The organism is Veronia nyctiphanis (assembly GCF_004116385.1).
GTDB classification, from domain to species: Bacteria; Pseudomonadota; Gammaproteobacteria; order Enterobacterales; family Vibrionaceae; genus Veronia; species Veronia nyctiphanis.
Map to the genome: position 1 here is coordinate 53,299 of NZ_PEIB01000018.1, position 12,355 is coordinate 65,653.

13 protein-coding genes, 1 tRNA gene and 2 pseudogenes are annotated in these 12,355 nt (G+C 43.9%); 9 read left to right on the forward strand and 7 right to left on the reverse strand.

From position 1 onward, the window contains the following. Nucleotides 1-92: 92 nt before the first annotated feature. The 4 genes and pseudogenes from CS022_RS14735 to CS022_RS28140 all read right to left on the reverse strand — a co-directional run. A complete protein-coding gene (locus CS022_RS14735) occupies nt 93-1,337 on the reverse strand; it encodes a cysteine desulfurase-like protein (RefSeq protein WP_129122936.1) in 1,245 nt (414 codons plus the stop codon). After that, nucleotides 1,312-1,950: a 2OG-Fe dioxygenase family protein gene (locus CS022_RS14740; RefSeq protein ID WP_129122937.1), complete on the reverse strand. Its 639-nt coding sequence runs from the start codon at nt 1,948-1,950 to the stop codon at nt 1,312-1,314. Before CS022_RS14740 ends, CS022_RS14735 begins: the two co-directional genes overlap by 26 nt. Nucleotides 1,951-2,397: 447 nt before the next feature. Next, nucleotides 2,398-3,102, reverse strand: coding sequence for a LysR family transcriptional regulator (locus tag CS022_RS14745; protein WP_129122938.1), 705 nt, complete (start codon nt 3,100-3,102; stop codon nt 2,398-2,400). Nucleotides 3,103-3,117: 15 nt separating this feature from the next. After that, nucleotides 3,118-3,254, reverse strand: a pseudogene (locus CS022_RS28140) (LysR family transcriptional regulator); the annotation flags it as partial. Nucleotides 3,255-3,587: 333 nt separating this feature from the next. Between CS022_RS28140 and CS022_RS14755 the strand changes: the two are divergent. After that, on the forward strand, nt 3,588-4,274 hold the full coding sequence (locus tag CS022_RS14755; protein ID WP_129122940.1) for a nitroreductase family protein: 687 nt from the start codon (nt 3,588-3,590) through the stop codon (nt 4,272-4,274). 36 nt (nt 4,275-4,310) lie between these two features. Here the strand turns inward: CS022_RS14755 and CS022_RS14760 are convergent, their stop codons facing one another. Further along, a complete protein-coding gene (locus tag CS022_RS14760) occupies nt 4,311-4,931 on the reverse strand; it encodes an HAD-IA family hydrolase (protein WP_129122941.1) in 621 nt (206 codons plus the stop codon). A gap of 982 nt (nt 4,932-5,913) precedes the next feature. Between CS022_RS14760 and CS022_RS14765 the strand changes: the two genes are divergently transcribed. The 7 genes and pseudogenes from CS022_RS14765 (at nt 5,914) to CS022_RS14785 (ending at nt 10,867) form a co-directional block, all read left to right on the forward strand. Next, entirely contained in the window at nt 5,914-6,954 is a 1,041-nt protein-coding gene (locus tag CS022_RS14765) for a substrate-binding domain-containing protein (RefSeq protein ID WP_129122942.1), read from the forward strand. Nucleotides 6,955-7,045: 91 nt separating this feature from the next. Beyond that, a pseudogene (locus CS022_RS28145) lies at nt 7,046-7,498 on the forward strand (phosphate ABC transporter permease family protein); the annotation flags it as partial. Between the two features lie 623 nt (nt 7,499-8,121). After that, nucleotides 8,122-8,217, forward strand: a complete 96-nt coding sequence (locus CS022_RS28150) for a hypothetical protein (protein ID WP_235869528.1) — start codon at nt 8,122-8,124, stop codon at nt 8,215-8,217. A gap of 50 nt (nt 8,218-8,267) precedes the next feature. Beyond that, nucleotides 8,268-8,408: a hypothetical protein gene (locus CS022_RS28155; RefSeq protein WP_235869523.1), complete on the forward strand. Its 141-nt coding sequence runs from the start codon at nt 8,268-8,270 to the stop codon at nt 8,406-8,408. Next, the gene (pstA, locus tag CS022_RS14775) at nt 8,401-9,654 is read left to right on the forward strand and encodes a phosphate ABC transporter permease PstA (protein WP_235869524.1); all 1,254 of its coding nucleotides are present in this window, start codon (nt 8,401-8,403) and stop codon (nt 9,652-9,654) included. The genes CS022_RS28155 and pstA overlap by 8 nt, the downstream gene beginning before the upstream one ends. A gap of 177 nt (nt 9,655-9,831) precedes the next feature. Continuing rightward, a complete protein-coding gene (pstB, locus tag CS022_RS14780; RefSeq protein WP_235869529.1) occupies nt 9,832-10,584 on the forward strand; it encodes a phosphate ABC transporter ATP-binding protein PstB in 753 nt (250 codons plus the stop codon). 192 nt (nt 10,585-10,776) lie between these two features. Beyond that, nucleotides 10,777-10,867: transfer RNA gene (locus CS022_RS14785), tRNA-Ser, on the forward strand. A 144-nt stretch (nt 10,868-11,011) separates the two neighbouring features. Here the strand turns inward: CS022_RS14785 and CS022_RS14790 are convergent. Then, complete coding sequence (locus CS022_RS14790; protein ID WP_129122943.1) at nt 11,012-11,362, reverse strand: DUF2750 domain-containing protein; 351 nt, start codon at nt 11,360-11,362, stop codon at nt 11,012-11,014. Nucleotides 11,363-11,534: 172 nt separating this feature from the next. Between CS022_RS14790 and CS022_RS14795 the strand changes: the two genes are divergently transcribed. Next, a complete protein-coding gene (locus tag CS022_RS14795) occupies nt 11,535-11,999 on the forward strand; it encodes a GNAT family N-acetyltransferase (protein WP_129122952.1) in 465 nt (154 codons plus the stop codon). Here CS022_RS14795 and CS022_RS14800 read toward each other — a convergent pair. Next, complete coding sequence (locus tag CS022_RS14800; protein WP_129122944.1) at nt 11,996-12,337, reverse strand: hypothetical protein; 342 nt, start codon at nt 12,335-12,337, stop codon at nt 11,996-11,998. The genes CS022_RS14795 and CS022_RS14800 overlap by 4 nt on opposite strands. Nucleotides 12,338-12,355 lie beyond the last annotated feature (18 nt).

Here is a 12,355-nt window from a genome sequence, read left to right on the forward strand (position 1 = left end):
TGAAGTTTTAAGATATTGCAGCAGTTTTAGCGGGGTAAACTAAGCGCATGATGATGAATGAGGGGACGGATACCCCCTCATTTTTTATGAATTTAACTGACAATTTTTGCCAGTGCTACGAATAAACGGTCAATTTCTTCGGTGGTGTTGTAGTGCATCAAGCCAACACGCAGAATGCCACCTTTATCCGTGATGTTTAAAGCATCTGTCAATCTGTCAGCGTATAGGTGACCTGTCCATGCATAGATTTCCTGTTCACCTAGATGCGCTGCGACCTCTGCGGGAGGCGTATCACCGAAACGAAGAGCAAACGTTGCCGTTCTGCCTTGAGCAGAAGGTTGGCCGATAAGCTCAATGTCGTCATGTTGTGATAGTGCATTCAGAAAGTACTCAGCGAGGCTGGTTTCGTAAGCATGGATCTGCTCGTAACCTGAGACTAACTGAGAACGTAAATCTTCACCTTCGCCGAGCGATGCAAGATATTTGACAGCCTCTACGAATGCCGAAATCGCCTCAAAGTTTAGCGTTCCGGTTTCCCAACAGTTCGGCGCATAGTTTGGTGCTGGTTCTACTTTATAAGGTGTCAAAGAGTTAAGAAGCTCCGAATGTCCCCATATTAGGCCTAGGTGGGGACCAAAAAACTTATACGCTGAGGCAGCAACAAAGTCAGCACCTAGTGCCTGCACGTCAACCAGCTGGTGGGGCAGTAGATGAACGGCATCAATAAACGCCACAGCGCCAGCGGCTTTAGCTTTCTTAACAACAGTATCAATATCAACGGTAGTGCCACTCAGGTTGCTTGCCGCTGTGACCGCAACCAAACGCGTTTTGTCCGACAGCAATTCATCAAGCTTGGCAATGTCTAGCTCACATGTCTTGCCTGTTACCGGTAGGTAATGAACCGTTACGCCTCTTTCTTCCGCGGCCATCGCCCAGCACGAGCGGTTTGCACCATGGTCTGCATCGCTGAGAATGATTTCATCACCCGCTTTCCAAGTGCGAGCAATTGAACGACTGAAATGCAATGTCATTGACGTCATATTTGCGCCGAAGACAATTTCGTCTCTGGACGGGGCATTCAGCATGGCTGCTGCATGTTCCCTAGCGTTATTAACCAATTCAACTGTATTACGGCTGACTGAGAATTGTCCGCCTAAATTGGAATTGCCGGAAGCCAGATAATTTGAGAATGCAGCCTGCACTGTCGCAGGTAACTGTGTCCCGCCGGGACCGTCAAAATAGGCTGGGGTGAACCCATTTATAGACTGCTGAAGAGCGGGAAATCCCGCTCTGATTTCTTCAATTTTTTGCTTAATCTGCAGTGAAGACGAAGACATCTCTAACTCCTTTTTCGCCTGCTTTACTTGAGAGTGTTTCGGAAATATGGTGGAAGTAACGGCTGTCATTCAGAATGATGAACTGATTTTCTTCCAGTACCGTGTTTAAGTGCGGGTGCTGATCGACAGGCGACGAAAATATTTGCGTGTAGCCGCCAGAAATATTTCTACGTTGCACACAGAAAATACCGACATAACGAAATCCATCCTGATGAATTCCCTCTGGTGCAGGCGCGCTTGTTGCATCTTCATCGCAAGTGACGCGGATTTGGTGTACATCGAAATGACCATTAACCTTATCGATACCAGTACGCTCGACAAAAGAGTCTACAAGGTGACGAAACTCTGCTGTTTGTACCATTTCATCACTCATGGGTTCGAAATGGCGCTCAATATCACCGACAACACGGTTGAACTGAGAAGACTGCGTGAATGGTTTGTGTGGCAACCTTTCTGTTAAACCACCTTCATGTGCTTGAAAATGAGCGTACGAACGAAATCGAATATCACTATCGACATATGGATCACTAGGCAGTTCGTCATAGTAGCCGCCCAAGACCTCGGCAACGTTATCAGGCGTTTGAAAAGCTTCAATCAGAAACTTATTGTGCATTTTCTTGTCCTCAGTTCACTGTGTTCCGTGTGTGATTCTGCTGTTAATTAAGTGTTAACCTAGACAATTATGTTGCTTATTGTTTAAATTTCAATGCGAATAGTTGAATAAACGATCACCTGCTGATATTAAAAAGTGAACACTGAACAAAATGAAACAATAAACCACTATATTTACTTATACTGAAGTATTATTTTGATTAATTAATCCATGTTGGTGTTCACTGCTGAAAATTGATGTGATAATCATATCTAATGAATATTCACGTAAATGACTTTCAAATAGTTTGAAGTAGATTAGGAACAGCGGCGAGAGTGTAGATATGTGACGTAAAGAAAACGTTAACTCGGACTATATATTTAGACTTTGTGTTTGACTTTGCTTTTACTCCGACCGCCTCTAGGCGATCAGAGGCGGGCTGATGAGTGCATTATGGTGATTCACACACTAGGACATATTGTCTAGCTTTTTTGTCAAGTTTTGTAGGGCATCTTCTATTGCTGCGATGACGTACTGAACGTTCCTAGGCGTGTGGTTTTGGTAGTTGTGCATTGCGTAGACAGGAATTCTCTCTTGCTTGAGACCCGGTTCACCTGGATGTTCTACCTTCACTAAGGTGCCATCATCAATGAAATCCAACACTGTGATGTCAGGTATAAGTGCTATACCTGCACCTTGAAGCACGAATTCAATAGCCGCTGGAAATGTACTGACTTTAAGTTGTTTTTCAGAAGAGCTGTTCTGCCATGGTAATACGATTTCAGCGACAGATTCAGAACATACGATGTTTTTGTTTATGTACCAGTGCTCGTTTATTTCGCCAATCCTTCTGGCTTTACTGGCACTATCCACTAACTTGCCTGCTCGAATAGCGACATCGATATTGCCCTGAACGAGGTCGAGTTGTTTGTCTGACACAATAAGGTCGATGGTTAACTCTGGATGCTTGGCCATTAACTGAATGACAACGGGAGAAATAACGGGTCTGACTAACCCTTCAGGCGCTGTTAAAGTCAGGCTTCCACATATCGTTGACTGTGTTTCGTTTAATTCATCTACGGCGATGCGTAAAAGGTTTTCGAGTTCAACACAGCGGTCGAAGAATATTTCACCAGCATGCGAAAGGGTGAGCTTCCTTGTCGTTCTGTGCATTAACTGCACACCGAGTTCTTGCTCAAGAGCCGTAATATGCTGCTTAGGCCTGATTTTGTGAGGTTCAATTGTTCCGCTGCGACAGTAAAACTACCCGCTCGGATTACTGATGCAAACAATTGCATTCGAAAACTTAAAAGCTTATTTTCCATAACATACTCAAAATTTCTTAAATGTCATTTATATTTAAATTGTATTTATTTGAGTAATCGCTCAGGTTAACTCTTGTCTAGTTTTACTCTTCCTGCAACTAAACTTACGTTTTATAGGTTTAATTTGTTTTATTTGAACTTACCTGCGACGAACTACACATTTTTATTGTGGGTTTAAACATAGCACATATGATTTTGTCGAAGTGTTCCTGTATTGAATTAAAAGTTAGAATATTGCCTATTAATTACTCAAAGTAATAACTTATTGTGAGTTTACCAGAATGCGAGAATAAAGCGCAGTGTATTCAACACTCTGTAAAATAAGGATAATTTATGAATCAGGCAGAACATCACTATCCACTTGAGGATTATGTGTCATACCCCGAAGATGAAATGCTGGCACGAGCAAAAGCACATTACTTCAATATTCGTCGTAGACACACAATTCGCGATTTTTCCGACAAACCTGTTGCTAAAGAGATTATAGAAGAATGTATTAAAGCAGCCGCAACAGCGCCTAGTGGTGCCAATCATCAGCCTTGGCATTTTGTTGCAATTAGTGATAGGTCAGTCAAATCACAAATAAGAGAAGAAGCAGAAGCATTAGAGAGAACATTTTATGAGGGAAGGGCAGGTGAAGAATGGTTAGATGCGCTTAAACCCCTTGGAACTGACGCACACAAACCATATCTAGAGAAAGCCCCGTGGTTAATTGCTATTTTTTCACAAAAACGCGGTGGTATCGAGAATGATAACGAGCAGACCAACTATTACGTACATGAATCTGTTGGGATCGCGACAGGCTTCCTGATTCAGGCATTACATAATGCAGGTTTAGTTACATTAACGCATACACCAAAACCAATGAGCTTTCTCAAAAAAGTATGTGGTAGAGATAATGATAACGATAATGACCGTCCATATATGCTGATTATTGCGGGTTACCCTGAAGAGGGCGCTACAATTCCTGAGCATGCTACGAAGAAAAAAGAGTTTGAGGAAATAGCAACGTTTTTATGAATTTATTGGTTGGCCATATTATGGCCAACCAATATTTTAATGATACGCGAAACTACAGCGCGAAAGGGTATTTAGATTAATAAGTGTTTGCACTTTGTCAGTATGGTGAATGCCATGCATACCATGTTTTTCTGCTTCCCTAACATTTTTCAACTGATCGTCAATAAATACAGCATATTCAGGCTCGGTTTTCATTAGCTTCAATGCATGTTGAAAAAAACTGGGGTCGGGTTTAGCGATACCGATGGTGGCCGAGTTAATGACTAAGTCAAAGCTGTAGAGCAAGTGATGTGATGAAAGGTCTTCATCAAGTTTATCGGTCGCATTCGTCACTAAAACCATTTTCGCCTCAGGAATCGACTTTCTCACCTTGTCCAGAAACCCTCTATCAACGAAGCAATCTGCTTTAAGCCATGCTTGAGTAAGTGTGATTGCGGCGTCTTTGTCAAAGTCGCGAGATATCGCGTCTTCTACCTTGATTACCCAGTCTCTATGGGACTGCTTACCTGTTATCGCTGGCAATAAGAATTGATTATCAAAAGCATATTTAAAAAGAGTCCCTTCTGGCAGTCCACTTTTCATTTCTGCTGACTTGATGTCATGGTTAGCCCAATGCCTTATAACACCATCAAAATCTATAAAAATCGTTTTAATCATCTAACAAGCCTTAATGTTATTGATTTAATAATTGAATAAAAATGGCCTTGGAATAAATAAAAAATCTGTATTCTTTGATTTTTTAACTTGATGTAACGTATGCGTTAAATGATTGTTGTGTACTCGGAGTTTTTGAATGTAAGCCGAGGCGGATAGTATATGAATTGTCTTTTTTTACAATATTTAATTAAGAAGTATCATGAGTTAAATTTAGCATAGCTCGAAGATATGCTGATTAATATAGATATTTAATTGGATCTGCTTCATGTTTTATCAAATAAGAGAATAAATGATACAGTCGCCAAAATAATGACGTTTATAACGACACAAATAAAAAGAACAGCTTTAATTAAATAAAAAATTGACGCTTAGTTTATCTAAAGGTATCGATAAGAGTGCATTTATCTTATTTTGACTATTTTTAAAGCGGTGATGTTGTGATTACTACTACTCTTTTGTCTTTGCAGACCATGGACGTACGTGACTGATGGTAGTCAAGGGTATATCAACGTTTACTTTCTTTATACCTCAGGCAGGTTAATAGCGTCGTTTCGCGACAGCCCAGCATCTTTTTAGTTTCCGTTCAGAGCTTGCCAGCTCCTCTTGTTAAAAGGAGTTTCTTAATCGTTACCTGTAACACTTTCGAAAAATAAATGTGAAGTACGTCCATTATACTGATAGCGCGAATAATAGATGCTTTTATCTGTCTATTGATCAGTCAGTAATGTTCCTCGTAAGATGAACAGTCTTTAATTTGATAAAAATCAGATATTTATAACTAATTTCGCTTTCGGTGAGGCTGTGATTTAATCTGATGCTCCTCTCTAAAAACTCATCACGCGACCCGCTGTAATCAAACCTTCATAAAAAAGTCAGTTTTGTGTAACCGAAAATTTCTAACTTGTATGGCGTAAATTGACTAAACATGGATACAGACAAGGTTGTTTGAATCTACTAAAGAACTATCGACTTGGAGGTTGATGTGAAATTAAAGGCACTGATGGCTGCGACTACTGTTGGCCTGACAGCACTTATGGCGGGTAATGCACACGCTGCATCTCGTGACTATATCAGTATTGTTGGTTCATCGACGGTTTACCCGTTCGCTACAGTTGTTGCTGAGCGCTTTGGCCGCACATCGTCTTTTGCTGTTCCAAAAATTGAATCAACGGGTTCAGGCGGCGGTCTTAAACTGTTTTGTGCAGGTGTAGGCGAAAACACGCCAGATATCACTAACGCTTCTCGCAAAATCAAGAGCTCTGAAGTTGAGCTTTGTGCGAAGAACGGCGTAAACGATATCGTTGAAATCAAAATCGGTTATGACGGCATCGCATTCGCTAACTCTAAGAAGAGCGAGCAATTCAATGTTGAGCTGAAAGACATCTTTACTGCACTGGCTAAAGTTGTTCCTGATGCGAACGGTAACCTGATTCCTAACCCAAACAAAACGTGGAAAGATGTAAACCCATCTCTTCCTGCTACTAAAATCGAAGTTCTTGGTCCACCACCAACGTCAGGTACTCGCGATGCATTCGTAGAGCTTGCGATGGAAGGCGGTTGTAAGAAATACCCAGAACTTGCTGCTCTTAAGAAGCAAGACAAGAAGAAGTACAAAGCAGTTTGTCACGGTATTCGTGAAGACGGTGCGTTCATCGAAGCAGGTGAGAACGACAACCTGATCGTTCAGAAGCTTGATGCAAATCCACAAGCTTTCGGTATCTTCGGCTTCAGCTTCCTGGATCAAAACTCTGACAAAGTGCAGGGCTCTAAGATTGCAGGTGTTGCACCAAGCTTTAATGCTATCGGTGACGGCTCATACCCAGTGTCTCGCTCTCTTTACTTCTACGTGAAGAAAGCACACCAGAACGTTGTTCCAGGTCTGAAAGAGTACGTTACTTCTTTCACATCTGAAGATGCAATCGGTGATGAAGGCTACCTGACTGACCGTGGTCTGATTCCACTGGCAGCTCGCGAATGGAAAGTTGTTCGTAACAGTGCTGTAGATTTAACTCCTAACCTGTAATTCAGGCTAGGTTAAGAGGCCGGGTAAGCGCACCCGGCCTTGTACAATTCACTCTTGTTGTTTCGGAGTATGTATGCAAGCGTCGACGTTAATGGCGTTAATTTTGTTTTTAGCGATAAGTGCATTTTTGGTAGCGCGTAAGCGTTCCAAAGAGCTGGCAGTCGCACAGGGCGGATTGAAATCTTTTCACTCGCGTCCATCTTATTACGGTTCTTTCGCTGCTATTCTTGCAGCCGTTCCCGCTTTAATCCTTTTTCTCATTTGGAACGCCGTCGAACCTTCTTTGGTTCAATCTTTGGTGCTGGCACAGCTGCCAGAAGCTCACCAGAGCTCAACGGGAAATACCAATCTTCTATTTAGCCAAATTGTAAATATCGCTAAAGGCATCCTCCAGTCTGAAGATCCTGCTCTTCTAGATGCAGCGGCTCATTACACTCAGCTTAACCACACCGGAAACCTGATTAAGGCTGTTGCTTTGGTTTCTTTATCTCTAGCTGGCTGTGCCGCAGGTTGGAAATTCATTCGTCCTCGTTTTAAAGCTCAACACTACGTTGAGTTCGTGTTACAAGGCTTCTTGCTGGCATGTTCAACGTTGGCAATTTTGACCTCTCTGGGTATTGTTCTTTCGGTACTTTTTGAAGCGTTACGCTTCTTCCAGATGGTTCCCATCACCGATTTTATTTTCGGTATTGAGTGGTCGCCGCAAATAGCTCTGCGCAGTGACCAGCAAGGCGCCAGTGGCGCTTTTGGTGCGGTTCCATTATTTACCGGCACACTGATGATTTCATTCATCGCGATGTTGGTTGCGGCCCCAGTTGGCTTGATGAGTGCTATTTATCTTTCTGAATACTCGTCTCCTCGTGTCAGAAACGTTGTTAAGCCAGTCCTTGAGATACTCGCGGGTGTCCCGACCGTAGTTTACGGCGTATTTGCCGCGTTGACTGTTGCACCGCTCATCCGTGATTTTGCACATGCCATTGGATTTGATAGTGCATCGGCAGAAAGTGCTCTTGCTGCCGGGCTTGTAATGGGTGTGATGATCATACCTTTCGTCTCGTCACTGTCAGACGATGTCATCACTGCAGTGCCTCAGTCGCTTCGTGATGGCTCTCTAGGCTTGGTGCAACAAAATCAGAAACCATCATTAATGTCGTTCTTCCAGCGGCGCTGCCGGGTATTGTCGGTGGCTTACTACTGGCAGTTTCGCGCGCAATTGGCGAAACCATGATCGTTGTTATGGCGGTCGCCTGTCGGCGAATCTGACGGCTAACCCACTTGAGTCGGTTACGACAGTCACGGTTCAAATCGTAACCTTGCTCGTCGGCGACCAAGAGTTTGACAGTCCGAAAACACTCGCTGCATTTGCGTTGGGATTGACACTCTTCGTCGGTACTCTAGCGCTGAACTTTGTCGCACTTCGTATCGTCAAGAAATATCGAGAGCAGTATGACTGATAAATTATTAGAGATCTCCAAGATCAAAAAGGAGAGGGTCCAAGCGGGCCTTAAACGTCGTAGAAACAAAGAATCACGTTTTCGTTCATATGGTATCGCATCGATATTGATGGCGTTTGCGTTCTTGCTTGTGATGATCACGGTGATCGTTTTCAAAGGTCATACGGCGTTTTATACCACTGAAATTCGACTCGATGTACAGCTTGATGCTGAAACTCTTGGCCTAAAAGAGGGAGAAGTTGACCCTCAAGTACTTGGTCAGGGTAGCTATCGTAAAGCACTTCGTAATGCGTTACGTGAGGTTATTCCAGTCGATGGCAGAAAAGATAAGCGAGAGCTTTACAGGTTCATCTCGAACGGTGCTGAATATGACCTTAGGGATACCGTCATCAACAACCCTGAACTGATTGGAACGACCTATAGCTATTGGGCGCAGGCGGGCGATAACTTTAACCAGTTCAACAAGGGCAATATTCGCCGCGATATTCCTGAAACGTCTCGCCAGTTCAAAGATAAGCATATTGGTTGGTTTGACAGAATAGTTGAAGACGATAGAGTTCGAACTGTGTTCAACAAGCACTTCTTCACCAACGGTGACAGCCGTGACCCAGAGCTTGCAGGCATTTGGGGGGCGACTGTGGGTTCGTTCTACACCTTGTTGGTGACGTTGGCACTGAGTTTCCCAATTGGTGTTGCTGCTGCGATTTATCTTGAAGAGTTTGCTCCACGTAACCGTGCGACGGAGTTGATCGAAATTAATATCAACAACCTCGCTGCTGTACCTTCAATTGTATTTGGTTTGCTTGGTCTTGCTGTCTTCTTGAACGTTGCAGATTTGCCGCGTTCGGCGCCGTTAGTGGGTGGTTTGGTACTCACACTTATGACCTTGCCAACCATCATCATTTCGAGTCGTGCAGCGATAAAAGCGGTACCACCTTCAGTGCGTGATGCGGCACTTGGAGTTGGCGCATCGAAAATGCAAATGGTTCTACATCACGTTTTACCACTTGCGATGCCAGGAATGCTCACAGGTACTATCATAGGTATGGCGCAAGCGTTAGGAGAGACGGCTCCGTTGATTATGATTGGCATGGTTGCATTTATCGTCGATGTCCCCGGTGGCCCGTTAGACGCTGCAACAGCACTTCCTGTACAAATTTACCTCTGGGCAGATAGCCTGAGAAAGGATTCATTGAAAACACATCCGGCGCAATCATGGTTTTATTGGCCTTTCTGGCCTTCATGAATGCAGTAGCTGTAATTTTACGTAAGCGTTTAGAGCGCCGGTGGTAGGAGCAAAAAGATGACAACAACAGTAATGAGTGGAAGCGGTCTGCCAAGTTCAAAAGATGCAACCAAGATTCTGCAAAGTCACGCTGCGCCAAAAGAGACATGCGGCGTTCAGTTTGTAGATTCACCAAGAATGACGGCACGTGATGTTGGTGTGAATTATGAATACGGTGCAAAGCCCGCTATTCGTAATATCAACCTCGATATCGGCGAAAAACAAGTACTGGCGATGATTGGTCCTTCAGGTTGTGGTAAATCCACATTCCTGCGTTGCCTCAACCGCATGAACGACACGGTTCCAGGTTGTGAGGTCAAAGGTTCAATCGTGCTAGACGGCCGCGATATCTACGACAAAGATACTGAGATTGTTGAGCTTCGCTCGCAAGTGGGTATGGTATTCCAACGCCCAAACCCGTTTCCTAAGTCAATTTTTGACAACGTTGCCTATGGCCCACGTATTCACGGTCTTGTTGATAACAAAGATGACCTTGAAGGTGTGGTAGAGCAGTCTCTTCGTCGTGCAGGTTTGTGGGACGAAGTGAAAGACCGTATGTATCAACCAGCAACAGGGTTGTCAGGTGGTCAGCAACAGCGTCTGTGTATTGCTCGTACTATTGCGATTGCGCCTGAAATTATCCTGATGGATGAGCCTTGTTCCGCGCTCGACCCAATTGCGACGGGTATCATCGAAGATCTGATTGAAGAGCTGAAAGAAAACTTCAGTATTGTCATCGTGACTCACTCAATGTCTCAGGCTTCACGTGTGTCTGACAGAACCGCTTACTTCCATTTGGGTAATCTGGTTGAAATCAACACCACTGAGAAAGTCTTCAATGACCCAGAGCACAAACTGACTCGCGACTACATCAGCGGTCGTTTCGGTTAATTCTTGACTCAAAATCATTGAATCGAAAGCGCAGGGCGAAAACCCTGCGCTTTTTTGATCATCAAACAGTAACTCTTGGGGATAATTGAGCGTAACCGAACCAATGTGTCGAATGCGTGGTCAATCAGCAGGGTGAATTCGATTTTGGGCTTTACATCTTGCTCTGTCGGTTTTAATATTCTGCCCGCTTACGGAGAGATGGCTGAGTGGTTGAAAGCACCGGTCTTGAAAACCGGCATACGTTAATAGCGTATCTAGGGTTCAAATCCCTATCTCTCCGCCACATTTGAAAAAGCCGCTGATTACAGCGGCTTTTCTGCTTTCTGCTTTCTGGTTCCACCCACACAAAACGGAACCCCGGCACTAAAAAAGCCACCGAGTTACTGGTGGCTTTTTTGAAATAATCCATGTAACGCTGAGTATTGGTTTAGAGGTAAAGCTTAGCTACTTCGCCCGGCTCCAACTCTTTACCTTCAAGGTTTTTATTCCAGTTAATGCCAACCAGCACACCGTCTTCGTCAAGTGTGATCAGCCAGTCTTCAATAAACACGTCCAGCGGTATTTCTTTTACTTCGAAATCAGCCCACTCCTCAACATTATGGAAGGCCGCATCTTCTTTTGAAGACCAAAAAGGCATGACTTCACTGTTTTCAAATTCAGTAGAATCACAAGCCAACCAGCCTTCTTCATTTTCAAGGCTCCAAACGACGCGTGATTTTTGCGTTTCTTCGACAAATAACAAAAGGTTTGCCTGAATGTCAGCCGTTAATTTAGTCATTTCTTTTTTCTCTTTGTAAACTTTCCGCACAGGATACCATTGGCAGGGCGTGAAGACTCATGACATTTTCAATGTTTAGCGAGAAAGTCTTTCCGCGGTGTGGCTAATAAGCCTTTTCTGCGAGTGCGGCTATTGTGGCTGAGAGAGTAAAGTTTTGGAAAGCGAGATGTCAGTGATTCAAATCCGGCCCTACCGACAGGGTGAAGAAATAAAAATTCGCGAGGTGTTTTTTCACTCTGTACGCAATGTTTGTATTCAGCACTACAGTCAACAACAAGTTGAGGCATGGGCCGTTGAAAGCTATGACGCAGATAAACTGATGGCGATGTGTAAACACAACCAACCTTTTGTTGCGATCATTGAAAATGAGATTGTGGGTTACTCTGATCTTCAGGACGACGGTTTGATTGACCAATTCTTTTGCCACTGGCAAGTTCAGAGGCAGGGGGTTGGTCAGGCATTGATGAACCATATATTCGAATTGGCGGAAGCGCGGGGTATTGACCGCATTCATTCCCTTGTAAGCATCACTGCCAGACCATTCTTTGAGCGAATGGGATTTCATGTTGTTAGAGACAATGAGGTAGAGGTTCGTGGTGTGTCGTTGAACAATTTCGTGATGGAAAAGGTGAGTTAGAAGCCATCATCCGTGCGTGAATTTTCTTGCTCACGCATAGCGTCGAGGTAGGTATCAGAGGTTGAGAAGTAAACAGTATCCATTTCTGTTGTGTCAGATGTGCGGCCGTCGCTTTCTTCCACTCTCGTGATGTCTGCTTCAGCCGCGTTTCTCGATGATTCTGATTCTTTGAGATTAATCTCAGGCGTATTGTCTGAGAAAGAAATTATCCCTGAACGCTTGTCAGTGCTGCCGTCACCAAGCGTAATTTCAATACTGTATTCGTGGTTCCCCGGTGGTATAGGCTCTGTCCAGGGTATTTTAATGTTCCAGTCGCCATCCACATCTGAACGGGTCATGTAATTCCGGTCACCCAT